Source organism: Bacillus sp. FSL L8-0654, from assembly GCF_038629965.1.
Classification (GTDB): Bacteria; Bacillota; Bacilli; order Bacillales; family Bacillaceae; genus Bacillus; species Bacillus safensis.
Genome location: NZ_CP152026.1, coordinates 2,730,543 through 2,754,741, shown reverse-complemented (window position 1 = coordinate 2,754,741; position 24,199 = coordinate 2,730,543). Strand labels below are relative to the sequence as shown.

Here is a 24,199-nt window from a genome sequence, read left to right as displayed (position 1 = left end):
GGAGGAAATATTGATGGCTATTGAATGGCAAACAGAGCGTCAGTATGACGAAATTTTATATGAAACGTACAATGGGATCGCAAAGATTACGATTAATCGTCCACACGTACATAACGCGTTTACCCCAAAGACTGTTAGTGAATTAATTGATGCATTTTCACGGGCTCGTGATAATTCAGAAGTTGGTGTAATTGTTCTTGCAGGTGCTGGCGGAAAAGCATTCTGTTCTGGTGGAGACCAAAAAGTTCGCGGCCATGGCGGTTATGTAGGAGACGATCAAATTCCACGTCTAAATGTATTAGACTTGCAGCGTTTGATTCGTGTCATTCCAAAACCAGTTATCGCAATGGTAGCAGGTTACGCGATTGGCGGAGGACACGTTCTTCACGTTGTGTGTGACCTGACGATTGCAGCAGATAATGCGATTTTTGGACAAACAGGTCCAAAAGTAGGCAGCTTTGATGCTGGTTATGGTTCAGGCTACCTTGCACGTATTGTTGGTCATAAGAAAGCAAGAGAAATCTGGTACTTATGCCGTCAATACAATGCACAAGAAGCGCTTGATATGGGACTTGTTAACACAGTTGTCCCATTAGATCAGCTTGAAGAGGAAACGGTGAAGTGGTGTGAGGAGATGCTAGAAAAGAGCCCGACTGCTCTACGATTCTTGAAGGCTGCATTTAACGCAGATACGGATGGATTAGCTGGAATTCAACAATTTGCAGGAGATGCGACACTTCTTTATTACACAACAGATGAAGCAAAAGAAGGACGCGATTCCTTTAAGGAAAAACGCAAGCCGGACTTCGGCCAGTTCCCGCGTTTCCCTTGATTCAATGATATCAATGAACAACAGCTTAGTGCATCAGACTAAGCTGTTTTCTTTTACAAAAAGGAGGTGTCATGATGAAGCAACCTAATTGGCTGCTGCACCGTGCCTATTTAACGCCAGATCGAGTCGCACTCATTTATCAAGAGAAAGAGTGGACATTTCACGAATTAGCTCAAGAAGCGGAAGTGCTTTCAAATAGACTTGCTCAGGCATCATTGAAAAAAGGGGAAACGGTTGCGCTTTTGATGAACAATCATCCTCATATGGTGATGCTTGTACATGCCTGTTTTTTATTAGGGTTAAAAATTGTGCTATTAAATAATAAGCTGACAAAAGCTGAAAGGCGCTATCAGCTAGAAGATGCAAAAGCCGCGGCGTTATTAACAGAATCTAGTTATGCAAGCGATCATGAGGGTGATTTACCCGTTTATACAATGGAAACTTTACCTGAACCAGGGCAAGGCCATATCAACAAGATCGAGAGTGAATTTGATTTGAATGAAACAGCGACCATCATGTATACATCTGGGACAACAGGACGTCCAAAAGGGGTAGAGCAAACGTATGGCAATCATTTTCATAGTGCTGTTTCCTCTGCACTGAATCTGGGTCTCAGAGAGGATGACCGCTGGCTCATTGCCCTGCCTCTTTTTCATATTAGCGGCTTATCTGCTTTATTTAAGTCTGTGATATATGGAATGACAGTCGTGCTTCATCAGAAGTTTGACGTCGATGAAGTAAAGGATTCTATTGAAAGGCATCGTGTGACGATGATTTCCGTTGTGCAGACGATGTTATCTCGTTTATTAAGCAGATTGGCAGAATGTCCATCTTCTTTGCGCTGTCTTTTATTAGGAGGAGGACCTGCGCCATATGCGATGCTCCAAGAAAGCAAAGCGAAGGGCTTTCCTGTCTTTCAATCGTACGGGATGACGGAAACCTGTTCACAAATTGTGACGCTTGCACCTGAATTTAGTGTAGAGAAGCTTGGGTCAGCGGGAAAACCTCTTTTTGGGTGTGAGCTGAAAATTCAAGATGATGATCGCATTTGCCGTCCTTTTGAGCATGGCGAAATTATGGTGAAAGGTGCAAATGTGATGAAAGGATACCTTTACCGTGAAGAAGCGACCGCGGCTGCCTTTCATGAGGGCTGGCTGAAGACGGGTGATATTGGCTATGTGGATGAGGAAGGGTTCTTATTTGTGCTTGACCGCCGTTCAGATTTGATTATTTCTGGCGGAGAAAATATTTATCCTGCGGAAATTGAAGCGGTGCTGCTAACACATCCGCATGTAAAGGAAGCCGGAGTAACGGGTATGTATGATGATAGATGGGGAGAGGTACCGGCTGCTTTCCTTGTAACAGATGATAAGATACCGGAGAATGAGCTCTATGCTTTATGTGAGTCGCATTTAGCCAAATATAAATGGCCCGCCGCTTTTCACTTTGTGAACGAGCTGCCAAGAAATGCGTCGAATAAATTGCAAAGGCACAGACTCAGATCAAAGGGGTTTTCAAATGATTCAAATTGAACGAGTAATTTTATATCATGTCACGATGAAGCTTAAACAACCATTCACAACAAGTCTTGGAACCATTTCAGAGCGTGAGTTTATTATTGTTGAAGTAAAAGACCAAACAGGACTAACTGGATGGGGAGAGGTATCTGCTTTTTCTTCTCCGTGGTATACAGAAGAAACAATTGAGACTTGCTATCATATGCTGAGGGCTTTCTTTATCCCGAACGTGCTGACACGCACCTTTACACATCCTTCAGAAATACCTGACAGTCTGTATCAATTTAAAGGCAATAGGATGGCCAAAGCAGGCATTGAAGCGGCTGTTTGGGATATTTATGCGAAGCGTGAGAATAAGTCTTTACGCGATGTATTAGGCGGCACAAAAGATAGAATACCATCTGGTGTTGTGGCGGGGTTAGGCCCTATTGACGATATGCTTGAGCAAATTCAGCAATTTGTTGATCAAGGCTATCAGCGGGTGAAGGTAAAAATTAAACCAGGACAAGATATTGGACTTCTTCAAAAGATAAGAGAGTCTTTTCCTGAGCTGCCATTAATGGCAGATGCAAACTCTGCTTATGAATTAAAAGATATTAGCAAGCTTAAGCAGCTCGACGATATTCGTTTATTAATGATTGAACAGCCTTTAGCTGCAGATGATATTGTGGACCATCGCCATTTGCAAAAGCATTTAAAAACGCCGATTTGTTTAGATGAAAGTATTTGTTCTTTAGATGATGCCAGAAAAGCTGTAGAGCTTGGCAGCTGTCAAATTATTAATGTGAAGCCTTCACGAGTTGGCGGACTGACAGAGGCGCTTAAAATTCATACGTTCAGTAAGGAGCATCAAATTCCGTTATGGTGCGGGGGGATGATTGAAACAGGTATTTCCCGCGCGCAGAACGTGGCACTTGCTTCACTTCCTCAATTTACAATTCCCGGTGATATTTCAGCTTCGTCAAAATTTTGGGAGCAGGATATCATTTTTCCTGAAATTAAGGTTGAAAATGGATTTATTGAGGTGCCTCGCTCGCCAGGAATGGGCGTGGAAGTTGATTACCAAGCGCTCCGTTCGTTTTCAGATAAAATCGACGTGTTTACAAAACATGATTTTGTGAGATAAAAACGAAGGAATCACCTTTTGCATCCACAATAGAATCTAGGTATAGTGAGAGAAAGTTTTTCCTTCCTGTCTGAACAAAAAAGAAAGAGCGGTGATCCGCTCTTTCTTACTCTTCAACCAGCTCGCTGTCATAAGCAAGCTGTCCGATATACTGATGAATTTCATTTGGCATGTTTGATGCATGTCCATATTCATAATCCCAAAGATTTAAAAAGGAGTGAGCGGCTTGGTGGAATGCGTCTTCATCCGCGTCATGAATTTCGTCAAAAAACGTTTGAAGCAGCCGATCATGTTTCAAAATGAAGCGCCTCCTTTAATGAGACTTAAAGGTCTTGTGGTTTAAACGTTTTACAATCCGTTTCTTCGCTTTTCTCAGCCGTATTTCCTGTGTGGCTGACGACATAGATTGCATCTGCACCACAGCGGTTTCCAGCATTCCAATAGGAACAGTTATTGACTTCACAAAGGATTTTTTGACTCATACAGATGACCTCCTTTTGAGTATGTCTTTCATCTATAATGTAACCGAAATGAAGCTCGTCCATTCATGTTAATCTTCCTGACGAATATAGCGCTTATCCTTCATAAATAATTTCCAGAAGAAATAAAATCCGGGAAACAAGATGATAAAACCTACAATATAGGTGATAAATAATGCCCTAAATGTGACAGGGTCTGTAAATCCAGACATGATTGTAATATCTGGATAAGCCATGTAAGGCAAATGGGCACGTCCATACACATAGCTTGCTAAGAAATATTGAATGGTAATCGCAATGACGGCAAGGCGTGGTCTTCCTTTCCGGTGCTTAAACCGGCTGTTTGGTAAAAATAGAGCCAGTCCTGCGAGCAGAAACATTAGGAGAGATACAAGAAGAATAGGGATGTTCTGCATCATTTTTGTGAACAGCCAATTGGCCTCGCTTCGTAATGTCAGCATGATAAAAAAGGCCATCATAAGTGAAAGTGGACCCGTAATGAGCGCTCCTCTTCTATAAATGCTGTAAGCTTCATCTTCATCAGCTACATTAGAGAAATCAGCTAAAAGCAAGGACGAAAGGAAAAGGGTGCTGAAAATGGCAAAGCCGACAAAAGAATAGACATTTGCACTTGTAAAGACCAGTCCAAGATCTAATGAGTAGGCGTTGTTCTCCTGAAAGATAAAGCCACCATGGGTGATTGGGAGAACCATGATCAGGATGGACGGAATGATAAAGCCGCTGATCCCTGAAATATACGTCACCGCTTTTCGGTATTTCTTAGGCAGTGAATGAGAAAACACGAGAAACCCGCTTCGCAGTGCAAGAAGTAATAATATGATGCTGCCGGGTATTAATAAAACGGTGCCAAGTACAAAGGTCGCACCTGGAAACAGGCTGAACAATGCGACAACGATGGCGACAATAAAGACGTTTGTCACTTCCCATGTTGGAGAAAGGTACTTATTTGCGATATTAGCGGCTTTTGTTTGTTCTCTATTCATATAAATCATCGACCAAAATCCTGCTCCGAAATCCATTGATGCCATCACTGCATAGATAAAAACGAATCCCCATAAGATGGTGATTGCAATGAGCGCATCAGTTGTAACATCCATTTGCATCAAGATCGCTCCTTTTTTAAGATTCTGTTAACCGTAGGTCTTCTTCAATCGTATTTTTTCTAAAGTAGTACGTCAGCACAATAACGGTTGCTATGCCTAAGATGAGATAGACAATGGCAAAAAGGATAAAAAGTGTTCCGATCGAGCCAGATGATGTGACAACCTCGGAGGTTTTGAGCATTCGATAAATGACCCATGGCTGGCGGCCTGTACAAGCAAAGATCCAGCCAAATTCAATAGCCAAAAGACTAAGAGGCCCGCCGAATAAGTAAAGAAAAAGAAGCCACTTCGGAAATTTGTCCCGTTTTAAAATTTTACGGTAAAGCAGGGCTAATACCGCAAATAGAATGAGCACCGATCCAATAATGACCATGCCGTTAAATAATGTGTGTATAAATAAAGGCGGCCACTCGTCACGAGGAAAATCATTTAAGCCTTTGACCACTGTATCAAAGCTATTTCCTGCCAGAAAACTGAGCGCCCAAGGAATTTCGATCGCACCTTTAATTTCCTGCGAATCAGCATCCGTAAAACCACCTATTGCAAGAGGCGCATGTGATTGCGTTTCAAATAAACCTTCAGCTCCAGCCAGCTTTTCAGGCTGATATTCATACAGAAGCTGAGCGGATTCGTGGCCATTTAAGGCTGTTAGAAAGGAGAAAAGTCCTCCTACAATGAGTCCAAGAAAAAGGGCTTTTCGATGAAATGTATAGAGCTTCTCATTTTTTCTCGTTTTGAGCATTTTAAAAGCTGCAACTGAAGCAATCACAAAAGCACCTGTTGTAAAAGCAGACAGCACAACATGTGTAGCAGTTACAGCAAAGCTTGGATTGAAAAAGGCCTTCCAAGGCTCGATATTTGTGATTTCTCCATTCACCATCTGAAAGCCAGCAGGTGTCCCTTCAAAAGCATGTACGTTTGTAATTAGAATCGCTGATGCAGCTGCACCAATGACGATAAAAATAACGGTAATGATGCGCATTGCATTTGATAGGCGATCCGCTGCGTACACATAAATAGACATAAATAATGCTTCTATAAAGAACGCATAAATTTCAATCTGGAATGGCAGTGACATGACCTTTCCGATAACCTCCATAAAACCTGGCCATAAAAGGGCAAGCTGCGTACCAGCAATTGTACCTGTTGGAATGGCGACCCCTAACAGAACAGCCTGTGCTTTTGTCCACCGCTTGGCCATGATGGCATAATGAGGGTCCTTCGTTTTTTGAAAGATGAGTTCAGCTAACAAAATCATTAGCGGGATGCCAACGCCAAGCGAGGCATAAATAATATGAAAGCCCATGGTTGTGCCGAACAGGCTTCTAGCTAAAACGAGATCAGTCAATTTTTTCTCCGCCTTTCTTATCGCTTCTCTTTTTCATGATGCTTATTATTCTCCACCATTTTTAGATTATTCTTCCTGACTAAGAAAGCTTGTTTTTTGACAAGTTGTAAAAGAGGGAGTAGAATATAAATATAAAACGTAACCATTACGTTTTATTAACGAAAGGAGTTTTGACATTGAAAAGAGATATTCATCCAACCTCACATGAAGTTGTATTTATGGACGTAAACAGCGGTTACCGCTTCTTGAGTAGATCAACAAAGACATCAAACGAGACAGTAGAGTGGGAAGATGGGAAAACGTATCCTGTCATTAAAGTAGAAACAAGCTCTGATACGCATCCTTTTTATACAGGGCGCCAAAAATTCGGAGAAAAAGGTGGAAGAGCCGAGCAGTTTAAGAAAAAATATCAAATGTAATCAAAAAAGCACGCCTGATAACGGTGTGCTTTTTTTGACAGTAAAAAACCCCGGGTGATCAGCCGGGGTTCAAAGCATTAATCATTTAAAGCGGTGTTTAAGGTCTTTAAGTTTTGTTTCATTAAGCTGACGTAGCTTTCGCCGTTTTTGGCATCATCTTCAGTAATGGATTCTAGATTTTTAAGGGTCAAGCTTTTTGCCCCAATTTCACTGCGGATTGTATCTGATACTTTGCTGCTGACGTTGTTTTCAAAAATAACGTATTGAATGTGATGCTTTTCCGCTTTTTGTACAATGTTTTCGAGCTGTTTTTGTGATGGCTCTTCAGAAGCGGATAACCCTAAAACACTGATTTGCTCAATGCCATAGCGCTTTTCCCAATAACCATAAGCTGCGTGAGAAACTAGGATTTCTTTATGTTTCGCTTTAGATAACGTTGTTTTGAATTCTTGATCTAATGATTGTAAATCTTTTTTTAGATGTTCATAGTTTTTTGTGTATTCATCTTTATGATCTGGATCTAATGAGACGAGTGTGTCTTTAATGTTTTTCGCCATTTGCTGCGCATAAACCGGGTCTAACCATGCATGAGGGTCCTTATCTCCGTGATCGTGCCCGTCATGATCATGGTCTTCAGCTTCATGGTCATGATCTTCGCCTTCTTCATGTGCATGTTCTTCATTTGTCGATAACAATTTGATACCTTCGGCTGCTTTGACTGTTTTCACACCTTGGTCTTTTAAAGTGGCAGCAGTTTTGTCTGCGAATGCTTCAGCCCCTGTGCCGCTGTAGATAAAGGCATCACCTTCAGCCATTTCAACCATTGTTTTTGAACTTGGTTCAAAGCTGTGAGCATCTGCATTTGCAGGATACACGCTTTGAGCATGAACGTGAGAGCCGCCAATTTTTTCAGTAAAATCTTGGATTGGGAAGATCGTGGTGTAAATGATTAGTTTCCCGTCTGCCTTACCTTTTGAAGCATTCGTGCCCGCACTGCTTGAGCAAGCGGCAAGACCGATCGCGAATAAAGCAGCTGTTAAAATAAAAAAGATTTTTTTCATGTAGAAAATGTCTCCTCTCAATCTAATAGATAGAAATGATTACGATTTAATGTCCTGAGTTATTGTATCGTAATAATTACGATTTGAAAAGAGGAAAATAAAAAATTTTCGTCAGCAGATGTTTCCTCTAAAAAAAATAAGCTGCAAAACGTGACGAAATTTCTTACATTGTGCTATATTTATTTTTAAAAAAAGATAAAGGAATGGACAAACGTATGAAACTTTTAGATGAAATCATCGAATATAATCAACAATTTATTGAAGAAAAGAAATACGAAGAATTTACAACAACAAAGTTTCCACAGAAAAAAGCTGTCATTCTATCGTGTATGGATACAAGACTTGTTGAACTGCTTCCGCGTGCCATGAACATGAAAAATGGTGATATTAAGATTGTCAAAAGTGCTGGGGCGCTTGTTTCTCATCCATTTGGAAGTATTATGCGAAGCATTTTAGTTGCTGTTTACGAATTAAATGCTGACGAGGTATATGTCATTGGGCATCATGATTGCGGGATGAGTAAAATAGACAGCCAGACACTTTTAAATAAAGCCGTTGAGCGCGGTATTCCAGAAAAACGTATTGAAGTACTGGAATACTCAGGAATTGATTTTAAACAGTGGCTCAAAAGCTTTAGTTCAGTCGAAGAGAGCGTGAAGGACAGTGTGTCTGTAGTGAAAAATCACCCGCTTCTTCCATCAGATGTACCTGTACACGGGCTTGTCATTGATCCTGGAACAGGGAAGCTTGACTTAGTTGTCAACGGATATGAAGAAAAGTAAGTTATTTTTCCTTTTTAGGCGGAACAGGATCGATGCCGCCAGGATGAAGCGGATGACATTTCAAAATCCGTTTTATGGTGAGCCAGCCGCCCTTGACCGCGCCATGCGTTTTGATCGCCTCTAGTCCATAGTTTGAGCATGTTGGATAAAACCGGCAGCTTGGCGGTGTAAGAGGGGAAATACATTTTTGATAAAAGCGTATTATGCCGATAAAAATTTGTTTCATAGAGGTTCCTCCTTGTCTGTCTTCCACAGTATAAGAAAAAAGAACAAGGAAGGAAAGTTTTATAAACTAAACTGGTCGGAGAAATATGTTATAATATAGGAAATTGCAATTATAGGAGTGGTGATTATGCCTTCAGTCGAAAGCTTTGAACTTGATCATAATGCTGTAAAAGCGCCATATGTTCGTCATTGCGGCGTTCATAAAGTGGGATCAGATGGGGAAGTAAATAAATTCGATATTCGTTTTTGTCAGCCCAACAAGCAGGCGATGAAACCTGATACGATTCATACATTAGAGCATTTGCTTGCGTTTAATATTAGAACACACTCAGAGAAATATGATCATTTTGATATCATTGATATTTCTCCAATGGGCTGCCAGACAGGCTACTATTTAGTTGTCAGTGGTGCACCAACTCCAAAAGAGATCGTTGAACTTCTTGATGCAACATTCAAGGATGCGGTTGAAGTAACAGAAATTCCTGCTGCAAACGAAGAGCAATGCGGACAAGCGAAGCTTCATGATCTTGAAGGGGCAAAACGTTTAATGCGTTTCTGGCTTTCTCAGGATCAAGAAGAGCTTTTAAAAGTATTTGGTTAATAGAATGATGAACCGGACATTTAGATGTCCGGTTTTTTATTTGAATTTAAACAGAGATGTCAAAATAGGGGATATTTGTTAAAATGGACATGTCAGTAAAAGAAGGGGGAAACGCAGGATGCGAAAAATGTTGGGAATGATTCTGATGCTCACGTTATTGAGTGCATGTGGAAACTCTGCAGCAAATAGCGGCAAAGGGGAAGTGCCTGAGCTATTAGAAGTAAAGCTCACAGGACCTGAGCAAGTGGAGAAAAATGAAAGCGTTATAGTAAAAGCAGCTGTCACATATGGTGATACGCCTGTTGATGATGCAGATGATGTTCAATTTGAAGTGTGGAAAGATGGCGACAAGGATAACAGCAAGATGATTCAGCCAAAGAAAGAAAACAAGGGTGTATACGAATTGCACACAGCCTTCAAAAAAGATGGCCTTTATATCATACAAGTCCATGTGACAGCTAAACAGCAGCATAATATGCCGAAAACGAACATCCACGTAGGTGAGGTGAAAAAAGAGAGTTCATCTACTGAAGAAGAAGAAACCTCACATCATTAAAAGCGGATTTATTTTGGATTAGGACGTTGATTTGGTTCTGCATCCTGTGGTGAATCGACTTTATGCTTATATTCATAAGCCTTCGATGTCGTCCACAATGATAAAAAGACAACGATTGAGATAATGATAAAGCTGATAATCCCAAGTAACAGCATCTAACTCCCTCCTTATTTCCATATTAACATATATTTCATGCAGTCAAAATAGAAGAAATTGACGGCAGGTTTCAGTATAATAAGAAAAGGGTATTCTCATACTAAACGCAATTACATAAGGAGGAATAAATATGTCTGAACAATTATTAAACGTCGTCAATAAACAAGTAGCTGATTGGACTGTGCTTTACGTGAAATTACATAACTATCATTGGTATGTAAAGGGGAAAGATTTCTTTACACTCCATGAGAAATTTGAGGAACTATATACAGAAACAGCTACATATATTGATGATTTGGCTGAGCGTATGCTTGCTTTAAATGGACAGCCTGTTGCGACAATGAAAGAGTGCTTAGAAATTTCCAGCATTCAAGAAGCAGAGGGCAAAGAATCAGCGGAGCAAATGGTGAAAAATCTATATGATGATTTCTCCAATATCGCTGAGGAATTAAAGCAAGGAATGGAGCTGGCTGCAGAGGTTGGCGATGAAACTACAGGTGATATGCTGCTTGCGATTCATCAATCCATTGAAAAACACAACTGGATGCTTAAAGCATATTTAGGATAATACACGTATGTGAAAAGAATGTCGGTCATAAATAGACCGACATTCTTTTTTATTGGAATCGGGACAGACAGCCCATTGAAATCATAGGGCTTTCAGCCGAAGAGAAAAGAGAAGGGAGGGAAGAAGATGTCTTCTATTGCAGGAATGATGAGTCAGCAAGTAGCGAGCATTCAAAAGACACTCAATATTAGTTTGTTGAATTCACAGCTTGCTACGAATACAGCACAAGCTATGGTGATGCTGGATCAAGTGCAGCAGCAGCCTCAAGCTGTTCAGCCAAAGGATTCAGATGCTTCATTTATTGATGTCAGAGTCTAAAAAGAGAAGCCGCCTCATGGGGCGGCTTTTTTTGGTTTCATTCGTCTCCCTGAGGACATAACAGCGCCTTTATTTTTTGTCGTCCAAGCTATTGCGAGAATTCGGCATATACTATTGAGGTAAGGAGTTCCACTTTGAAAGGATGTTGATGCCAAGTGAGCAAGGATTTAGGCATCTTTTCGTTGGTTACAGTGAGTTTGTCGGCGATGGGCTTTCTGTTTGGTGGAGCAGGATATTTACTGATGATTTTAGTGACGTTGATGGCTATTGAATTAATTTGTTCAAGCCTAAGAGAATCTTTGACTGGGCAGCTCACAATGAAGCGGTTTTTTACGCGGCTTGTTCGAAAGATCGTGACAGTTTCCTTAATATCGATGGCGCATTTCTTCGATGTCATGCTGAAGACAAATGGGACGATTAAGGATTTAGCGATCATCTTTTATATTATTTATGAATCTTACCAAATCGTCTCGACAGCCAGAGCCCTTGGAGTTCCCATTCCACAGTTGTTTATTGATGTATTGGACATGTTGAAAAATAAATTGCGCAAAAAGCCGTAATTTCCTCATATCTGGTCATACTAAAGGAAAAAGGATGATTCAGATGGCGAGACACACGTACTATGTATCCGTACAAGATGGATCGATATCGCAGCATAGAGATGCAGCGGCTTGGCAATTTCAAATAGAAGCAGATGATGATCAAATTTTGCAGCTGAGAGACTATTTCGATGAACAGTATATGACAGATTGGAAAGGCTTCTTTCGGGCGCATGTTCCGTTTCTTGAATATCATTATGATAGTCCAAATGATGAAATGGATAGAAAAAGAAAAGAGATTTACACAATGATTTATGAGCTCGGCAATGAAGAGACAAGGAGCTTTATTGAGACAAATGGTTTGATGAATTGAAAAAGCATGTAGAGAATCTCTACATGCTTTATTTTCGCGGTTGTAAAATGCCTCCGATCAAATCGCTGATCCCGCCGCCTCTATTTTCCTGCTGTGAATTGGTGAACTCATGAGAGGAGCTCTGGCTCTGAGGTTTGTAGCGATTATCATCTAAGCCCACCCGTAACCCAGATGTGCGCTCAGATGGCTGGATAATGACGATTTGATCTTGTTCCTGGAACTCAAATAAGTAGGATTCGCCAGATGTTTGTCCAATGAAAGTCTTCCAGTTCACATCTAGTTTGACCTTCGGTGCTTTGCCTGTCCAAGCAACAATTGCGTCAGGGTCTACACGGCAGGGGGCTTTTAAAATGAGCGGATTTCCATTCGTTTTAATGGCGACCTGCGCTCCGTGCCCTTGATAAGAGAGTTTTGATGTAAACAGTCCTTTCTGTGATAAAATACCAACGCCTACTGGTGTGACGCCGTAATGGCATTCCTCAGTAAAGGCAAGTAAATCTTCACTTTCTACACTTACATGCTGCCAAGGACCGCTTGGCTCAAGGTTAATCACTGTTACATGCTCGCTTGCATCCGCCAAGTAGCAAGTACCTTGTCCACTCACTTCCATCATCTCAAGGTTTTCACCTGTGAATTTCCTGCTGATATGGTTAAATACTTGGCTGACCATATTTCCTTTATTCGTTCCAAGTAATCGCTTGCGGTATTGGAAACTTCCTTGATCCGCAATCATGGCGCCTTTTTTGGCAAAAAAGATTCCGCTGCCTTCTGCTTGTAAGGTAAGTTCTTCTATTGTGTTGAAATGAAATCCCATAGGTGCCGGCTCCTTTCCTGCGTCAAGATGTAAATTTGTAGATGCGGCATAAATCATTTAAATCTAGAGTAGTCCCTTGCCCGGTCGCGGTGATTTTCCATTCCTCCTGATCTCTCGTGAGTTCAGCGCATATAATGGATGTACAATACGAATAATCCTCTGTTAACTGAAAGGTACAAATTTCTTGCTGCGAGATTTGATCCGTAAGTCGCACGTAGGCATTGGTGACTTGTCCAAAATGATGCTGGCGTTCGTGTGCATCATGTATCGTGGCTGTGACGACAATTTTATGAATGTCAGGTGAGACTCTGCTTAATTGCATAATAATCATTTCATTGTCTCGATACCCTCCGCCAAATTGATGATCACCAAGATGACGCACAGCTCCATCTAAGCTTTGCTGCTGGTGATAATAGATCAGATGCTTAGGAGACAACAGCTTGTCCTCTTCATTTAAAAGAAACACTTGCGTATCTAAATCAATTGGCTGACCAGCCAGGTCCCAGCCAAGCCCGATATGAATTTGGTCGACCGCTGGATTGTCTTTTGTTAAATCTAACTTTTGCCCTTTCACGAGGTGTTTCTTGATCACCTCATGGGGTGCGTTTTGTTTTGACCCATTTTTTATACTCATGCTGATTTCCTCCTCGTTGTCATAGGACAAACACTGATTCATTTACGTCATATAGGGATAAAAGGTTTCATGATTAAAATTGGGTGAAGTTGGAGATGATAAAAAGGTTTTAGAAACAATACCTCATTTTAGATAAAGACGAGTTGGAACCACTCGTTTGTTTCACTTTTGATAAAAATTCTTCAGATAAATGTGATCTGTGGTATGATGTTTTACAAGAAGCAAGGACAGGATATGAGGGATTTCACATGCATGTATTTAAAGACTATTATCATAATACGGTCAAGCTCTCTTTTGAGGAGAAGCCTTTTTCAAGTCATCCTAAGCATGTTTGGGCCATCTGCCGCTACCAAGGGAAATGGCTGCTCACTGAACATGAGGATCGGGGCTATGAGTTTCCAGGGGGGAAAGTTGAGCCGGATGAAGAAGCAGATCAAGCCGCTATACGGGAGATTCAAGAAGAGACGGGTGCTGTTGTTCGTGAATTAACGTATATTGGTCAATATCAGGTGCTGGGCAGAGAAAAGGTCATTGTCAAGAATATTTATTTCGCTGATATTGAAAAGCTAGTGAAGCAAGACACGTATTTTGAAACGAAAGGACCCGTTCTTTTCGCAGACTTGCCAAGATCCATCGCAAAAAATAAGAATTTCAGTTTTATTATGAAAGATGATGTGTTAAGACAAAGTCTTGCTTATTTAGAAAAGAACGGTTTGATTCGTTAAAAAAAGCGCAGGGTGACAATCCCTGTGCTTTTTATTTTTGAAGAAAACGGCGTTCGAGCCATTCCACAAGCTGGTACATGATGGTCGCAAATACGGCAATAATGAAAAGACTTAAGAACACGAGTGTAAAGTTGAAGACTTGAAAACCGTAAATGATCATGTAGCCGAGCCCTTTTGAGGAAACAAGAAATTCCCCTACAATAACCCCAACCCAAGAAAGGCCGACATTGACTTTGATCGCAGAAATCATCGTTGGAATACTAGCTGGCAAAATGACCTCGCGAAAGACGACGCTTTTTTTCGCACCAAAGGTTTTCATCACCTTTAAATAATTCTCATCGACCTCTTGAAAGGCTGTATAAATGACGATTGTCGTAATGATCACACTAATGATTGCGCCCATGGCAACGATGCTGATCATGCCAGGCCCAAGGGCAACAATTAAAATCGGGGCGAGGGCAACTTTTGGCATGGCATTTAAAATGACTAAATAAGGATCAAGAACGTTTGCCAGGCGGGTGGACCACCATAAGGCGGCAGCAAGCAAAATGCCGCAAAAGGTACCAAGTAGAAATCCGAGCACCGTTTCAAATAATGTAATACTCATATGATTCACTAAAGACCCATCGGATATTTTTTGTACAAACAATTGGCAGACTGCTGATGGTGAACTAAATATCAGTGGATCGATAAGGCGAAAATGACTGGCAAGCTCCCAAAGCGAAAAGAAGCTGGCGAAAATAATGAACTGATAGATTCGGGTCATGCGTTTTTCCATTCGGTATTTTTTGCGATAGGCTTCATGTAAAAGGTCACTGTGTTTCAACTGTTTTCAGCTCCTTCCAAATCGTTTGAAAGAGCTCTTGGAAACTCTGGGTCTGTCTCGCTTTGAAAGGAGAAAGAGTCTTCAGATCATTTGGAACGGTAAAGATTCGCTGTATCGAGCCAGGATGCTTTGAGAATAAGAAAATGCGATCACTCATCGCAATGGCTTCGCCGATGTCATGTGTCACAAGAACCGCTGTTTTTTGATAGTTTTTGAGTGTATGAAAGACGAGATCCTCTAAAGTGAGTTTGGTTTGGTAGTCTAGAGCTGAAAAGGGCTCATCTAGTAAAAGCAGACCGGGATTCACTGCAAGCGTTCGGGCGAGAGCCGCACGCTGCCTCATACCGCCTGACAGCTCCTTCGGGTATTTTTCCTCTACATCATGAAGGCCAAGCTTAGGCAGTAAGCCAAGAGCGGCGGAGGTGGCTTCATGTGAATCTTGCTTAGTAATTTTTAACCCGAGAATGATATTTTCCTTGATGGTTTTCCAAGGGAACAAATAATCTTGCTGGAGCATGTAGCCGATTTGATGCTCCTTTTGATTCGGCTCTTTTCCTTCGATTAAAATTCGGCCTTCAGAGGGCGGCGTTATTCCTGCAATGATAGACAGCAGGGTGGTTTTTCCGCAGCCGCTGGGACCAATAAATGAGATAAATTCTCCTTGGTCTATCTCCATATTGATATGCTGTATGGCCGTTGTTTTTTCTTTTAAAGAGAAGTACGTGTGGGTCACATGGTCAATTTGAAGGAAAGACATGTGCTACCTCCTATTCTATTTGTGTTCTGTGACCTTCTTTGCAATGGATGAATCGACAAGTTGTTTGTACGGGATAAATTTCGGCAATTCATCGCTCTCCTTCATGATTTCCTGCAATTTGTTCCATTCCTCTTCATTCAGAAGGGGATCTGCTGCATAGGAGTCCTGCTGTTTGTAGCGTTTAATGGCAGTTGATAAAACATCAAGTTCTGTGTCAGGAAAATGAGATTGAATGGTTTTGGCAATCTCCTCAGGCTGCTTGGATTCTACCCATTTCTGCGCTTTGTAAATGGCGCGAGTGAAGGCTTCAGCTGTCTCTTTGTTTTCCTCTAAGTAACTCTTCTTTGCCATGAAGGTGGTATACGGCACCTTTCCGGAAGCCTCTCCAAAGGAGGCGGTAATGTACCCTTTGCCTTCTTTTTCAATTAAGGATGCTGTCGGTTCGAATAACTGCACAAAATCGCCAGTTCCAGAGGAGAAAGCACCTGAAATGTTGGCAAAATCAATATTTTGAATCATGCGGAGATCCTTTTTTACATCAATGCCTTCCTTTTTCAGGACATATTCACCGACCATTTGCGGCATGCCGCCTTTCCGCTGTCCAAGAAAGTCTTTTCCTTTTAATTGATCCCAAGAGAATTCGCTCACTTTCTCCCTTGAAATAAGAAATGTACCGTCTGTTTGTGTCAGCTGTGCAAAGTTGATGACAGAGTCTTTTGTGTCTTGAGCCTCTACATAGATAGAGGATTCAGATCCGGTCAGGGCGATATCTGCACCGCCGGATAAGAGAGCTGTCATCGTTTTATCGCCGCCCCAGGTCGTTTTTAATTCAACCTCTAGCCCTTCTTCTTTGAAGAAATCCTCAGATAAGGCAACATAGAGCGGAGCATAAAAAACCGAATGGGTCACCTCGGCTACTTGTACGGTCTGCTCTTGTTCTTTTTTACAGGCGACAAATGGAATAAAGAGCAGGACAACGACGATGAATGCCAGTCTGACTTTGATGGAACGATTCAAGAGTAATTCGCCTCCTTTGTTCTAGATCACTAATTAAAGTATGTCAAAAGGGATTTTTGGTGAGTGCCTAGATGAAAATAAGAAGCGCATTGTTTATTTATAGAACGTGTCTTTTTTTCTATACTAGAAGCATGAATACTTTCTTGAATTTGGAAGAAATAAAGGGGCGGTTTCGTGTATAGAGTGAGTTGGGTATTTCTTGGATGGTATTTAGTAGGGCTCATATTAATGGTCTCTTTTGAAGTGCCAGCATGGCTTCAGTTTGCAAATGGCATTTTCCTTGTGCTGTATGCCTGCTGTGTGATAGAGATTGGGCGAAATATTTATGGGGCATGGGTTGGTGTGATCAAAAGGGCAGCCATTGTCGGTGTGCTGACATTTACGGTTGAATGGATAGGGATCACAACTGGTTTTCCTTTCGGGGCCTATGACTATTATCCGACGTTAGGTTTTCTAGTGGCAGGAGTGCCTTTAACCATTGCTTTTGCATGGGTTGGTGTGTTTTTAAACAGCCTTTTTTTATCCACTCAGCAGTCGAAATGGAAACGAGCTGTCGAAACGGGGATATGGATTGTCTTGCTTGACCTCATATTAGACCCAGTAGCGGCTGAACGGAAATTTTGGGTGTGGTATGACGGCGGTGGTTTTTATGGTATTCCTTTTGAGAATTTTGTGAGCTGGGGTATGATTGGAGCAGGACTTTCCTTTCTCTTCCCGCTTGTTCATGTTGGTCAAAAGGCCCTCAGCTGGACGAGCCGTATTTATCAGGCAATGGTGTTCTTTTTTGGTGTGCTGGCATTAAAGGGCGGGCTCGATGTCATTTTTTATTTAGCGCTAATCATTGTTATTTTATGTGAAGGAAGGGTTCAATTTGAAAGAAAGCGACAAAAGCCGATCGTTTAGACGTATATTTTCTCTTTATCTTGAGCGGTATTTACTTCATAAACATTTCCGCTGCGTGATGATGAAAGGCGCTGTGGACCCAAACGAGAAGCTGCCTGTTCTTTATCTCGCTAATCATAGCTCCTGGTGGGATGGACTGATCATCTTTCTTTTAACAGAAAAAGCGTCCGAACTCGATCACTATATGATGATGGAGGAGAAACAGCTGAAGCAATATGCCTTTTTCCGAAAGCTTGGTGCCTTTCCGGTTCAGAAAGAGAATCTGAAAAGTGTGAAGCAAGCATTAATGATGGCAAAAGAGAACATGCAGGCTGGCAGGGCTGTATGGCTTTTTCCACAGGGGAAAATCATGCATCAGGATGTGCGGCCGCTTGAATTGGAGGGCGGGGCTTCTTTTTTAGTGAGACAATTTGAGCAAGTCGTGGTGAAGCCTGTGACCTTGCATTATACATTTAATCAATTTCAAAAGCCGACAGTATCTGCTGTGTTTGGTGAAGATACCTTTGTATCTGGCGGAGAACTTCGAAGCAAGGACGTGACGCATCTGCTTAGGGATCTCCTTGAAACGCAGTTAAACGCACATCAAGCACAGGTCATCGCTGACCCTGATTTTTCAACCAATCAAGAATTTAGACAGATGACAAGGACAAGTCAATCAACAAGTGATGCGTTTGATTCCTTTAAAAAGTGGGTGAAAACATGGCGGTCTTCTTAATCGTGATCAGTGTACTCTTGCTCTGTCAGTTTATTTTCACCATATGGAATATGAGGCAGCTTCCTGTTTTAAAGCCAGCATCCTTTTCGCCGGGTGAACCTATTTCGTTATCGATTCTGATTCCAGCGAGAAATGAGGAAAAAAGGATAAAAGCCTGTCTTCAGTCGATCGTTGATCAACGTCTTTACCCGAAAGAGCTTATCGTACTTGATGACCATTCGACAGATCAGACAAGAGCGATGGTGGAGCGGTTCGCAGAAACATATCCGTGGATCCGTGTCCAGTCAGGTCAGCCATTACAGCGGGGCTGGCTTGGTAAATCATATGCCTGCTCTCAGCTCGCAGAGGCAGCAGCTTCTGACTGGCTGCTATTTTTAGATGCGGATGTCCGGTTAAAAAAAGGGGCAGTTGAATCAGTATACAAGCAGTTATGTATGCAAAAAACGGGCCTGCTGTCAGGTTTTCCAGAACAAAAAACAGGCACATTGTTTGAGCATCTTGTGGTTCCTATGATGATGTTTACCATTGGCTGTCATCTGCCAGTGAAATGGATAAGAAAATCTAAGAACCCCGCTTTTGCCGCAGCACATGGCGGTTTTATTGCCATTGAAAAGAATTGTTATCACGACATTGGCGGGCATAAAGCGATCAAGGATTCACTCGTTGATGATATGGCTTTGGCTAAACGGGTGAAGGAAAAAGGTTTTCCGTTCACACTTGCAAGCATTCATCCATTTGTGTATATGAGAATGTATGAAAGTGGACAAGAGGTTTGGGAAGGTTACCGGAAAAATTTGTTCCCGGGTGTGAATCGAAGCATTCCTCTGTTAAGCACTGTCTTTTGTTTATACACCCTCCTTTATTTGGTTCCTGTCATTTGTTTCATGATCGCATTGTTTCAGCTGGATGTTTTGAGCATATGCTTAGCCATTCTTTGCTATGGGCTGGGTGTGTCGATTAAAGCGGCAATTGATATTGAAAACGGGCGGACATCTGCGATGGCTTTTTTATTGCCGGTCAGTATTTTAAGTCTGATCGCCATTGGCTTTGCTTCTATGAAAATCGGGCTGAAAAAAGAAGGGTATGAATGGAAAGGGAGAAGGTACGAATGAAAAAAGTGATCATCATCGGCGGCGGATTTGGCGGATTATCAGCCGCGATCCGTCTACAGTCACGCGGGGTTCAGGTCACCATTTTAGAAAAAGAAGCGACTTTAGGCGGGAAATTGCAGCGCCATCACGGAGCAGGCTACTCTTTTGATTTAGGACCGAGTACCATTACAATGAAGACATATTTTGAAGAAGTGTTTACAGCCTGTCATAGACGGATGGAGGATTATGTGACCTTTTATCCGATTTCTCCGCTTACCAAAAATTTTTTTCCAGATGGACATACGGTCGAGTTTACGCCGAATATGGAGCAAATGGAATCACAAATTGCTGCATTCAGTCCTGAAGATGCGAAGCAATACCGTGCATTTTTGCAGGAATCAAAGGCGCTTTTTCAAAAGGCAGAGGAGCAGTTTTTAAATCGTCTGTTATTGAGCTGGAAGGATAAGGCGGATTTAAAGCTGATGAAAGCACTTCTCGCTGTCAAACCGTTCACATCCGTTCAGCGCCTGCTGCGTCAATATTTCCGTCACCCCCATACATTGGCGATGTTTGGACGGTATGCTACTTATATTGGCTCCTCTCCCTACGAGGCACCGGCTATTTTTAATATGATGGCGTATTTAGAAGGGGAGAAAGGGATTTATGGAATACAGGGCGGTACATATCGTTTAGTTGAGGCATTTGAGATACTGGCAAAAGAATTAGGTGTTCAGATTCACCTCAATGAACAAGTGAACAAGATTCATGTGAAGGATCGGCAGGTCAAAGGAGTGGAAACGGATCAGCAGATGTATGAGGCAGATCAAGTCATTGCAGGAGCAGATGCGCTGACTGTATACCGTCATCTCATAGATGAAAAAAACCGTCCTCGTTATTTAAATCAAAAACTGTCTGGCATTGAACCGTCGTTGTCGGGCTTTGTTCTCTTATTAGGTGTACCTAAAGTCTATGAACAGCTGGCCCATCACAATGTGTTTTTCCCTGAGGATTATGAGCAAGAATTCAAGGATATTTTTCAGAAAAAACAGCTGCCTCAAGACCCAGCGCTTTACATATGCTATTCAGGTTATTCAGAACCAGCTTTAAGCGGAGGACCGGGAAGAAGCAACCTGTTTGTACTGGCCAATGCACCTTATATGACAAAAGAGCAAGATTGGGACATGCTAAAGGAGACATATCGTCAGCATGTAAAAAACAAATTAATGGAAAAAGGTCTTTTTGATTTGGATGAGCTTATCGAATATGAAGCGGTTCAAACCCCGCTCGATCTGCAGCAGAAAACGGGGGCATATCGTGGAGCCATTTATGGCATGTCTTCAAACTCGTTCAAACAGGCGTTCTTTCGCATCAATAATCAGTCAAAGGATATTGAAGGACTTTGGTTTGTTGGGGGAACAAGTCATCCTGGCGGCGGCACGCCGATGGTGACAAAATCAGGCCAGCTTGTCGCAGAAGCGATGCTGAAGCAATGGACGTAATCAAAGATGAAAAGGAGAGAAATCGAGTGATTGTGGAAAAAAGAAGGTTTCCGTCGCCCCATCCGCATATTCACTTATATACAGTGACCTATGAGGCAGATGGACTTCGGATGAAAGGGCTGCTCGCTGAACCGGCCGGAGAAGGTTTCTACGACGGCTTTTTGTATTTACGAGGCGGCATTAAAAATGTGGGGATGGTCAGACCAGGCCGGATTGTGCAATTTGCCGCGCAGGGCTTTGTCGTCTTTGCTCCCTTTTACCGGGGAAACCAAGGAGGCGAAGGGAACGAAGATTTTGCCGGAGAAGATCGAAAAGATGCGTTCGCTGCCTTTCAGCTTTTAAAACAGCACAAAAAAGTGAAGAAGGACCGCATTCATATCTTTGGTTTTTCGCGAGGCGGTATTATGGGCATCTGGACCGCTGTTGAAATGAAACAAGAGGCAGCTTCCTTTGTCACATGGGGAGGCGTCAGTGATATGAAACTGACTTATGAAGAGCGTGTGGATATGAGACGGATGATGAAGCGTGTGATTGGCGGCCCGCCGCATAAGGTGCCAGAGGCATATGAGAACAGAACCCCTTTAAATGATGTGGACAAAATTGAAGCACCTGTCCTTATCATCCACGGAGAAGAGGATCAAAATGTATCGATTGAGCATGCGTATTTGTTAGAAGATGCGCTGCGCCAGCACGGGAAATCCGTGGAAACATGGTATTTCCACGGATACAACCACTATTTCCCGCCGCAGCATAATCGAGAAATTGTGAGAAGGCTGACCACATGGATGCACAGCCGAAAAAGCGGAAATGTGGTAAAATAAGCAGTATAACGAAATATAGAAAGTAGGGGGATTTTCATTATGGGAATGCCTGTTGAATTTAATACAATGATTGTCACAAAGGGAAAAGAGACAAGAATTGAAGAAAATGTATTTGAACTCATGAAGGATGGATACCGCATTTATCCATTAAATATTCCACTTGAGGTGCGCAAAACGAAAGACGGAGAAAAAACAGGGACTGCACATGTTGAAAAGCTGGAGCTGACAGACAATGTCACGAAGGTGACGTACCGTCTTGTGTCCCTGCATTCAACAAACTAAAAAAGCTGAGGGATTTTATTCTCCTCAGCTTTTTTCATTTGGTTATACGAGTGGACCGCCTTTGGCTTCAATGTCACTTGCCGCGTGGCTGAATTTTTGGAAGTTCTTTTTAAATTCATTGGCAAGGAAGTGTGCTTTTTCTTGATAAGCCTCTTGGTCATCCCATGTTTTAGCAGGTTGAAGCACTTCATCTGGTACACCAGGAATATGAAGCGGGATGTGTAAGCCAAAGATGTCATCAGTAATCATCTCGGCATTGTCAAGGTCACCTTCGATTGCTGCCTGCACCATTGCTCTTGTATGAGCGAGATTCATTCGTTTGCCTGTACCGTAGCCTCCGCCAGTCCAGCCTGTATTCACAAGGAATACTTTTGCACCGTGCTCATCAATCTTTTTGCCAAGCATTTCAGCATAGACGTGAGCTGGAAGCGGAAGGAATGGTGAACCGAAGCAAGTAGAGAATGTCGTTTCTGGTGATGTGACACCGCGCTCAGTTCCAGCTAATTTACTTGTGTACCCGCTCAAGAAATGGTACATTGCCTGCTCTTTTGTTAAACGGCTGATTGGAGGTAAGACGCCAAACGCATCCGCTGTTAAAAAGACAATGGCAGATGGATGTCCTGCGATACTTGGTTTCACGATGTTATCAATCATTTCGATTGGGTAAGCAGCGCGTGTATTTTCAGTAAAGAAAGTATCATCATAATCCGCTTCACGTGTTTCTTCATCAAGCACAACGTTCTCAAGAACTGATCCGAAGCTGATCGCTTTGTAGATCTGAGGTTCTTTTTCTTCACTTAAGTTCACACATTTCGCATAGCATCCGCCCTCGATATTGAAGACCCCTGTGCCAGACCAGCCGTGTTCATCGTCTCCGATCAGCTTGCGGCTTGCGCTTGCAGAAAGCGTCGTTTTCCCCGTACCTGAAAGTCCGAAGAATAGGGCCACATCGCCTTCTTGACCTACGTTTGCTGAGCAGTGCATGGATAAAATATCTTGCTCAGGAAGCAGGTAGTTCATCACAGAGAAAATGGACTTTTTCATTTCTCCTGCATATTCTGTTCCACCGATAAGAATCGTGCGTTTTTCAAAAGAAACGATGATAAACGTTTCAGAGTTTGTGCCATCTGTTGCAGGATCTGCTTTAAAGTGCGGTGCAGATAAGATGGTGAAAGGTTTTTCGTTTGAAGAAGGTGTTGACCCGTCAGGTCTGATAAATAGCTGCTTGGCAAAAAGATTGTGCCATGCGAATTCGTTTACAACTGTAATCGGCATACGATATCTTTCGTCAGCGCCTGCAAACCCTTCAAAGACGAATAGTTCATCACGTTCTTTTAAGTATGACACAACCTTTGTATATAAACGGTCAAATGCTTCTTTGGAGATCGGCTGGTTTACTTGACCCCAATCGATTTTATGTTCAGAGCTTTCTTCTTTGACGATAAATTTATCTTTAGGCGAACGTCCTGTGTAGGCTCCAGTTGTAGCGCGGACAGCTCCAGTTGATGTTAAAACGCCTTCATTACGTGCCAAAATCTTTTCAACAAGTTTCGGAACAGATAAATTTTGGTGCGTATTTTCTAATGAGAGCAATGACTGCAAATCTTCTTTTAAATCCACTGAGTTCATAAAAAAACCCTTCCTTTACCGTTGAATTTGTTTGTTTCGATTAGTATAACACATTAATAATAATAGTCTATACTATTTAAAAATTTTTGTGTGTGTTTTTTCATTTCTGCTATGAAAATATGCTTTTTGGTGATGCTAATGGTGAGGAGAAAAAAGAGGGAGATAATTCTTATGAAGCATTGACATGACGCAAGGGTTTAAGATAAGATATCTTATTGAACGGATACTCTTATCCCGAGTTGGTGGAGGGACAGGCCCGATGAAGCCCAGCAACCGGTTTCTTATTTAAAAGGCATGAAAATGCTGAGAAACCAAGGTGCTAACCTGATGCAAGGTACAAGAACACCTTGAGCGATAAGAGTGAAAGGCATGCGATCTCAGACCCTTTCCTCGCAATGAAGGAAATGGTTTTTTTATTTTTGGGATATCATATGAACAAATTGCCAATAACATCTCTAATAT

The 24,199-nt window shown here is 42.0% G+C and carries 31 protein-coding genes and 1 riboswitch; of the genes, 18 read left to right on the top strand and 13 right to left on the bottom strand.

Going from position 1 to position 24,199, the window contains the following annotated elements:
• The first annotated feature begins 13 nt into the window (after positions 1 to 13).
• The 3 genes from menB to menC all read left to right on the top strand — a co-directional run bounded on the left by menB (position 14) and on the right by menC (position 3,475).
• Positions 14 to 832 (top strand): 1,4-dihydroxy-2-naphthoyl-CoA synthase, encoded by an 819-nt coding sequence (gene menB / locus MHH65_RS14180; RefSeq protein WP_024424937.1) that lies wholly within the window; start codon positions 14 to 16, stop codon positions 830 to 832.
• 71 nt (positions 833 to 903) lie between these two features.
• Positions 904 to 2,364, top strand: a complete 1,461-nt coding sequence (locus tag MHH65_RS14175; RefSeq protein WP_268414276.1) for an o-succinylbenzoate--CoA ligase — start codon at positions 904 to 906, stop codon at positions 2,362 to 2,364.
• On the top strand, positions 2,351 to 3,475 hold the full coding sequence (gene menC / locus MHH65_RS14170) for an o-succinylbenzoate synthase (protein WP_058838180.1): 1,125 nt from the start codon (positions 2,351 to 2,353) through the stop codon (positions 3,473 to 3,475). The genes MHH65_RS14175 and menC overlap by 14 nt, the downstream gene beginning before the upstream one ends.
• Before the next feature lie 106 nt (positions 3,476 to 3,581).
• Here the strand turns inward: menC and MHH65_RS14165 are convergent, their stop codons facing one another.
• The 4 genes from MHH65_RS14165 to MHH65_RS14150 form a co-directional block, all read right to left on the bottom strand.
• Complete coding sequence (locus tag MHH65_RS14165; RefSeq protein WP_034279382.1) at positions 3,582 to 3,773, bottom strand: hypothetical protein; 192 nt, start codon at positions 3,771 to 3,773, stop codon at positions 3,582 to 3,584.
• Between the two features lie 25 nt (positions 3,774 to 3,798).
• Entirely contained in the window at positions 3,799 to 3,957 is a 159-nt protein-coding gene (locus MHH65_RS14160) for a DUF1540 domain-containing protein (RefSeq protein WP_008360682.1), read from the bottom strand.
• A 68-nt stretch (positions 3,958 to 4,025) separates the two neighbouring features.
• Positions 4,026 to 5,072 (bottom strand): cytochrome d ubiquinol oxidase subunit II, encoded by a 1,047-nt coding sequence (locus tag MHH65_RS14155; RefSeq protein ID WP_170825870.1) that lies wholly within the window; start codon positions 5,070 to 5,072, stop codon positions 4,026 to 4,028.
• Between the two features lie 22 nt (positions 5,073 to 5,094).
• Positions 5,095 to 6,426: a cytochrome ubiquinol oxidase subunit I gene (locus tag MHH65_RS14150; protein WP_041116879.1), complete on the bottom strand. Its 1,332-nt coding sequence runs from the start codon at positions 6,424 to 6,426 to the stop codon at positions 5,095 to 5,097.
• Positions 6,427 to 6,602: 176 nt separating this feature from the next.
• Between MHH65_RS14150 and MHH65_RS14145 the strand changes: the two genes are divergently transcribed.
• Complete coding sequence (locus tag MHH65_RS14145; protein WP_024424931.1) at positions 6,603 to 6,845, top strand: type B 50S ribosomal protein L31; 243 nt, start codon at positions 6,603 to 6,605, stop codon at positions 6,843 to 6,845.
• Positions 6,846 to 6,922: 77 nt separating this feature from the next.
• Here the strand turns inward: MHH65_RS14145 and MHH65_RS14140 are convergent, their stop codons facing one another.
• Positions 6,923 to 7,906 (bottom strand): zinc ABC transporter substrate-binding protein, encoded by a 984-nt coding sequence (locus MHH65_RS14140; RefSeq protein ID WP_081124706.1) that lies wholly within the window; start codon positions 7,904 to 7,906, stop codon positions 6,923 to 6,925.
• 215 nt (positions 7,907 to 8,121) lie between these two features.
• Between MHH65_RS14140 and MHH65_RS14135 the strand changes: the two genes are divergently transcribed.
• Positions 8,122 to 8,688 carry a carbonic anhydrase gene (locus MHH65_RS14135; RefSeq protein WP_024424929.1) on the top strand — a complete coding sequence of 189 codons (567 nt, stop codon included), beginning with the start codon at positions 8,122 to 8,124 and terminating at the stop codon, positions 8,686 to 8,688.
• Position 8,689: 1 nt separating this feature from the next.
• On the opposite strand, the gene yidD is transcribed toward MHH65_RS14135, so the two are convergent.
• Positions 8,690 to 8,914 (bottom strand): membrane protein insertion efficiency factor YidD, encoded by a 225-nt coding sequence (gene yidD, locus MHH65_RS14130; RefSeq protein WP_024425785.1) that lies wholly within the window; start codon positions 8,912 to 8,914, stop codon positions 8,690 to 8,692.
• A 126-nt stretch (positions 8,915 to 9,040) separates the two neighbouring features.
• On the opposite strand from yidD, the gene MHH65_RS14125 reads away from it, so the two are divergent.
• Together MHH65_RS14125 and MHH65_RS14120 are read left to right on the top strand one after the other, a co-directional pair.
• Positions 9,041 to 9,514 carry an S-ribosylhomocysteine lyase gene (locus tag MHH65_RS14125; RefSeq protein ID WP_003217624.1) on the top strand — a complete coding sequence of 158 codons (474 nt, stop codon included), beginning with the start codon at positions 9,041 to 9,043 and terminating at the stop codon, positions 9,512 to 9,514.
• Positions 9,515 to 9,632: 118 nt separating this feature from the next.
• Entirely contained in the window at positions 9,633 to 10,070 is a 438-nt protein-coding gene (locus MHH65_RS14120; RefSeq protein WP_034279393.1) for a FixH family protein, read from the top strand.
• An 8-nt stretch (positions 10,071 to 10,078) separates the two neighbouring features.
• On the opposite strand, the gene ytzI is transcribed toward MHH65_RS14120, so the two are convergent.
• Entirely contained in the window at positions 10,079 to 10,225 is a 147-nt protein-coding gene (gene ytzI, locus MHH65_RS14115) for a YtzI protein (RefSeq protein WP_003217544.1), read from the bottom strand.
• Between the two features lie 131 nt (positions 10,226 to 10,356).
• Between ytzI and MHH65_RS14110 the strand changes: the two genes are divergently transcribed.
• The 4 genes from MHH65_RS14110 (at position 10,357) to MHH65_RS14095 (ending at position 12,024) form a co-directional block, all read left to right on the top strand.
• Positions 10,357 to 10,794, top strand: a complete 438-nt coding sequence (locus tag MHH65_RS14110) for a Dps family protein (RefSeq protein WP_024424926.1) — start codon at positions 10,357 to 10,359, stop codon at positions 10,792 to 10,794.
• A gap of 126 nt (positions 10,795 to 10,920) precedes the next feature.
• Positions 10,921 to 11,112, top strand: a complete 192-nt coding sequence (locus tag MHH65_RS14105; protein WP_024424925.1) for a hypothetical protein — start codon at positions 10,921 to 10,923, stop codon at positions 11,110 to 11,112.
• Positions 11,113 to 11,267: 155 nt separating this feature from the next.
• Complete coding sequence (locus MHH65_RS14100; RefSeq protein ID WP_034279395.1) at positions 11,268 to 11,672, top strand: phage holin family protein; 405 nt, start codon at positions 11,268 to 11,270, stop codon at positions 11,670 to 11,672.
• Positions 11,673 to 11,715: 43 nt separating this feature from the next.
• Entirely contained in the window at positions 11,716 to 12,024 is a 309-nt protein-coding gene (locus tag MHH65_RS14095; protein WP_024425787.1) for a hypothetical protein, read from the top strand.
• Between the two features lie 28 nt (positions 12,025 to 12,052).
• On the opposite strand, the gene MHH65_RS14090 is transcribed toward MHH65_RS14095, so the two are convergent.
• Positions 12,053 to 12,838 (bottom strand): AIM24 family protein, encoded by a 786-nt coding sequence (locus tag MHH65_RS14090; protein ID WP_024424922.1) that lies wholly within the window; start codon positions 12,836 to 12,838, stop codon positions 12,053 to 12,055.
• Positions 12,839 to 12,860: 22 nt separating this feature from the next.
• Complete coding sequence (locus tag MHH65_RS14085; RefSeq protein ID WP_268414269.1) at positions 12,861 to 13,472, bottom strand: TerD family protein; 612 nt, start codon at positions 13,470 to 13,472, stop codon at positions 12,861 to 12,863.
• Positions 13,473 to 13,720: 248 nt separating this feature from the next.
• On the opposite strand from MHH65_RS14085, the gene ytkD reads away from it, so the two are divergent.
• On the top strand, positions 13,721 to 14,197 hold the full coding sequence (ytkD, locus tag MHH65_RS14080; protein ID WP_025093666.1) for an RNA deprotection pyrophosphohydrolase: 477 nt from the start codon (positions 13,721 to 13,723) through the stop codon (positions 14,195 to 14,197).
• A gap of 31 nt (positions 14,198 to 14,228) precedes the next feature.
• On the opposite strand, the gene MHH65_RS14075 is transcribed toward ytkD, so the two are convergent.
• The 3 genes from MHH65_RS14075 to MHH65_RS14065 are packed head-to-tail and all read right to left on the bottom strand — an operon-like array spanning position 14,229 to position 16,797.
• Positions 14,229 to 15,023 carry an ABC transporter permease gene (locus tag MHH65_RS14075; protein ID WP_039180873.1) on the bottom strand — a complete coding sequence of 265 codons (795 nt, stop codon included), beginning with the start codon at positions 15,021 to 15,023 and terminating at the stop codon, positions 14,229 to 14,231.
• A complete protein-coding gene (locus MHH65_RS14070) occupies positions 15,010 to 15,780 on the bottom strand; it encodes an ABC transporter ATP-binding protein (RefSeq protein WP_046312169.1) in 771 nt (256 codons plus the stop codon). The genes MHH65_RS14075 and MHH65_RS14070 overlap by 14 nt, the downstream gene beginning before the upstream one ends.
• A gap of 15 nt (positions 15,781 to 15,795) precedes the next feature.
• A complete protein-coding gene (locus MHH65_RS14065) occupies positions 15,796 to 16,797 on the bottom strand; it encodes an ABC transporter substrate-binding protein (protein ID WP_251231931.1) in 1,002 nt (333 codons plus the stop codon).
• Between the two features lie 174 nt (positions 16,798 to 16,971).
• On the opposite strand from MHH65_RS14065, the gene MHH65_RS14060 reads away from it, so the two are divergent.
• Genes MHH65_RS14060 through MHH65_RS14035 form a run of 6 tightly spaced genes read left to right on the top strand, consistent with a single transcriptional unit; the run spans position 16,972 to position 22,108 of the window.
• Positions 16,972 to 17,700, top strand: a complete 729-nt coding sequence (locus MHH65_RS14060) for a carotenoid biosynthesis protein (protein ID WP_065214486.1) — start codon at positions 16,972 to 16,974, stop codon at positions 17,698 to 17,700.
• Positions 17,669 to 18,415, top strand: coding sequence for a lysophospholipid acyltransferase family protein (locus MHH65_RS14055; RefSeq protein ID WP_065214487.1), 747 nt, complete (start codon positions 17,669 to 17,671; stop codon positions 18,413 to 18,415). The genes MHH65_RS14060 and MHH65_RS14055 overlap by 32 nt, the downstream gene beginning before the upstream one ends.
• Positions 18,400 to 19,527: a glycosyltransferase gene (locus MHH65_RS14050; RefSeq protein ID WP_268414264.1), complete on the top strand. Its 1,128-nt coding sequence runs from the start codon at positions 18,400 to 18,402 to the stop codon at positions 19,525 to 19,527. Before MHH65_RS14055 ends, MHH65_RS14050 begins: the two co-directional genes overlap by 16 nt.
• Positions 19,524 to 21,005 (top strand): phytoene desaturase family protein, encoded by a 1,482-nt coding sequence (gene crtI, locus MHH65_RS14045; RefSeq protein ID WP_098677211.1) that lies wholly within the window; start codon positions 19,524 to 19,526, stop codon positions 21,003 to 21,005. The genes MHH65_RS14050 and crtI overlap by 4 nt, the downstream gene beginning before the upstream one ends.
• A 26-nt stretch (positions 21,006 to 21,031) precedes the next feature.
• Positions 21,032 to 21,826 (top strand): prolyl oligopeptidase family serine peptidase, encoded by a 795-nt coding sequence (locus MHH65_RS14040; protein ID WP_041107366.1) that lies wholly within the window; start codon positions 21,032 to 21,034, stop codon positions 21,824 to 21,826.
• Positions 21,827 to 21,865: 39 nt separating this feature from the next.
• Positions 21,866 to 22,108, top strand: a complete 243-nt coding sequence (locus MHH65_RS14035; protein ID WP_025092385.1) for a DUF2584 domain-containing protein — start codon at positions 21,866 to 21,868, stop codon at positions 22,106 to 22,108.
• A 42-nt stretch (positions 22,109 to 22,150) separates the two neighbouring features.
• On the opposite strand, the gene pckA is transcribed toward MHH65_RS14035, so the two are convergent.
• Entirely contained in the window at positions 22,151 to 23,737 is a 1,587-nt protein-coding gene (gene pckA / locus MHH65_RS14030) for a phosphoenolpyruvate carboxykinase (ATP) (protein WP_024424910.1), read from the bottom strand.
• A 226-nt stretch (positions 23,738 to 23,963) separates the two neighbouring features.
• A riboswitch (SAM riboswitch) is annotated at positions 23,964 to 24,098 on the top strand.
• Positions 24,099 to 24,199: the final 101 nt, after the last annotated feature.

Excerpts from the sequence above, each read along its gene's own strand:
- MHH65_RS14035 (WP_025092385.1), top strand. The coding sequence starts at position 21,866 with ATGGGAATGCCTGTTGAATTTAATACAATGATTGTCACAAAGGGAAAA.
- MHH65_RS14135 (WP_024424929.1), top strand. The coding sequence starts at position 8,122 with ATGAAACTTTTAGATGAAATCATCGAATATAATCAACAATTTATTGAA.
- crtI (WP_098677211.1), top strand. The coding sequence starts at position 19,524 with ATGAAAAAAGTGATCATCATCGGCGGCGGATTTGGCGGATTATCAGCC.
- MHH65_RS14120 (WP_034279393.1), top strand. The coding sequence starts at position 9,633 with ATGCGAAAAATGTTGGGAATGATTCTGATGCTCACGTTATTGAGTGCA.
- ytkD (WP_025093666.1), top strand. The coding sequence starts at position 13,721 with ATGCATGTATTTAAAGACTATTATCATAATACGGTCAAGCTCTCTTTT.
- MHH65_RS14155 (WP_170825870.1), bottom strand. The coding sequence starts at position 5,072 with ATGGATGTTACAACTGATGCGCTCATTGCAATCACCATCTTATGGGGA.
- pckA (WP_024424910.1), bottom strand. The coding sequence starts at position 23,737 with ATGAACTCAGTGGATTTAAAAGAAGATTTGCAGTCATTGCTCTCATTA.
- MHH65_RS14175 (WP_268414276.1), top strand. The coding sequence starts at position 904 with ATGATGAAGCAACCTAATTGGCTGCTGCACCGTGCCTATTTAACGCCA.
- MHH65_RS14070 (WP_046312169.1), bottom strand. The coding sequence starts at position 15,780 with ATGTCTTTCCTTCAAATTGACCATGTGACCCACACGTACTTCTCTTTA.
- MHH65_RS14090 (WP_024424922.1), bottom strand. The coding sequence starts at position 12,838 with ATGGGATTTCATTTCAACACAATAGAAGAACTTACCTTACAAGCAGAA.
- ytzI (WP_003217544.1), bottom strand. The coding sequence starts at position 10,225 with ATGCTGTTACTTGGGATTATCAGCTTTATCATTATCTCAATCGTTGTC.
- MHH65_RS14125 (WP_003217624.1), top strand. The coding sequence starts at position 9,041 with ATGCCTTCAGTCGAAAGCTTTGAACTTGATCATAATGCTGTAAAAGCG.
- MHH65_RS14050 (WP_268414264.1), top strand. The coding sequence starts at position 18,400 with ATGGCGGTCTTCTTAATCGTGATCAGTGTACTCTTGCTCTGTCAGTTT.
- menC (WP_058838180.1), top strand. The coding sequence starts at position 2,351 with ATGATTCAAATTGAACGAGTAATTTTATATCATGTCACGATGAAGCTT.
- MHH65_RS14105 (WP_024424925.1), top strand. The coding sequence starts at position 10,921 with ATGTCTTCTATTGCAGGAATGATGAGTCAGCAAGTAGCGAGCATTCAA.
- MHH65_RS14095 (WP_024425787.1), top strand. The coding sequence starts at position 11,716 with ATGGCGAGACACACGTACTATGTATCCGTACAAGATGGATCGATATCG.
- MHH65_RS14140 (WP_081124706.1), bottom strand. The coding sequence starts at position 7,906 with ATGAAAAAAATCTTTTTTATTTTAACAGCTGCTTTATTCGCGATCGGT.
- MHH65_RS14160 (WP_008360682.1), bottom strand. The coding sequence starts at position 3,957 with ATGAGTCAAAAAATCCTTTGTGAAGTCAATAACTGTTCCTATTGGAAT.
- MHH65_RS14110 (WP_024424926.1), top strand. The coding sequence starts at position 10,357 with ATGTCTGAACAATTATTAAACGTCGTCAATAAACAAGTAGCTGATTGG.
- MHH65_RS14085 (WP_268414269.1), bottom strand. The coding sequence starts at position 13,472 with ATGAGTATAAAAAATGGGTCAAAACAAAACGCACCCCATGAGGTGATC.
- menB (WP_024424937.1), top strand. The coding sequence starts at position 14 with ATGGCTATTGAATGGCAAACAGAGCGTCAGTATGACGAAATTTTATAT.
- yidD (WP_024425785.1), bottom strand. The coding sequence starts at position 8,914 with ATGAAACAAATTTTTATCGGCATAATACGCTTTTATCAAAAATGTATT.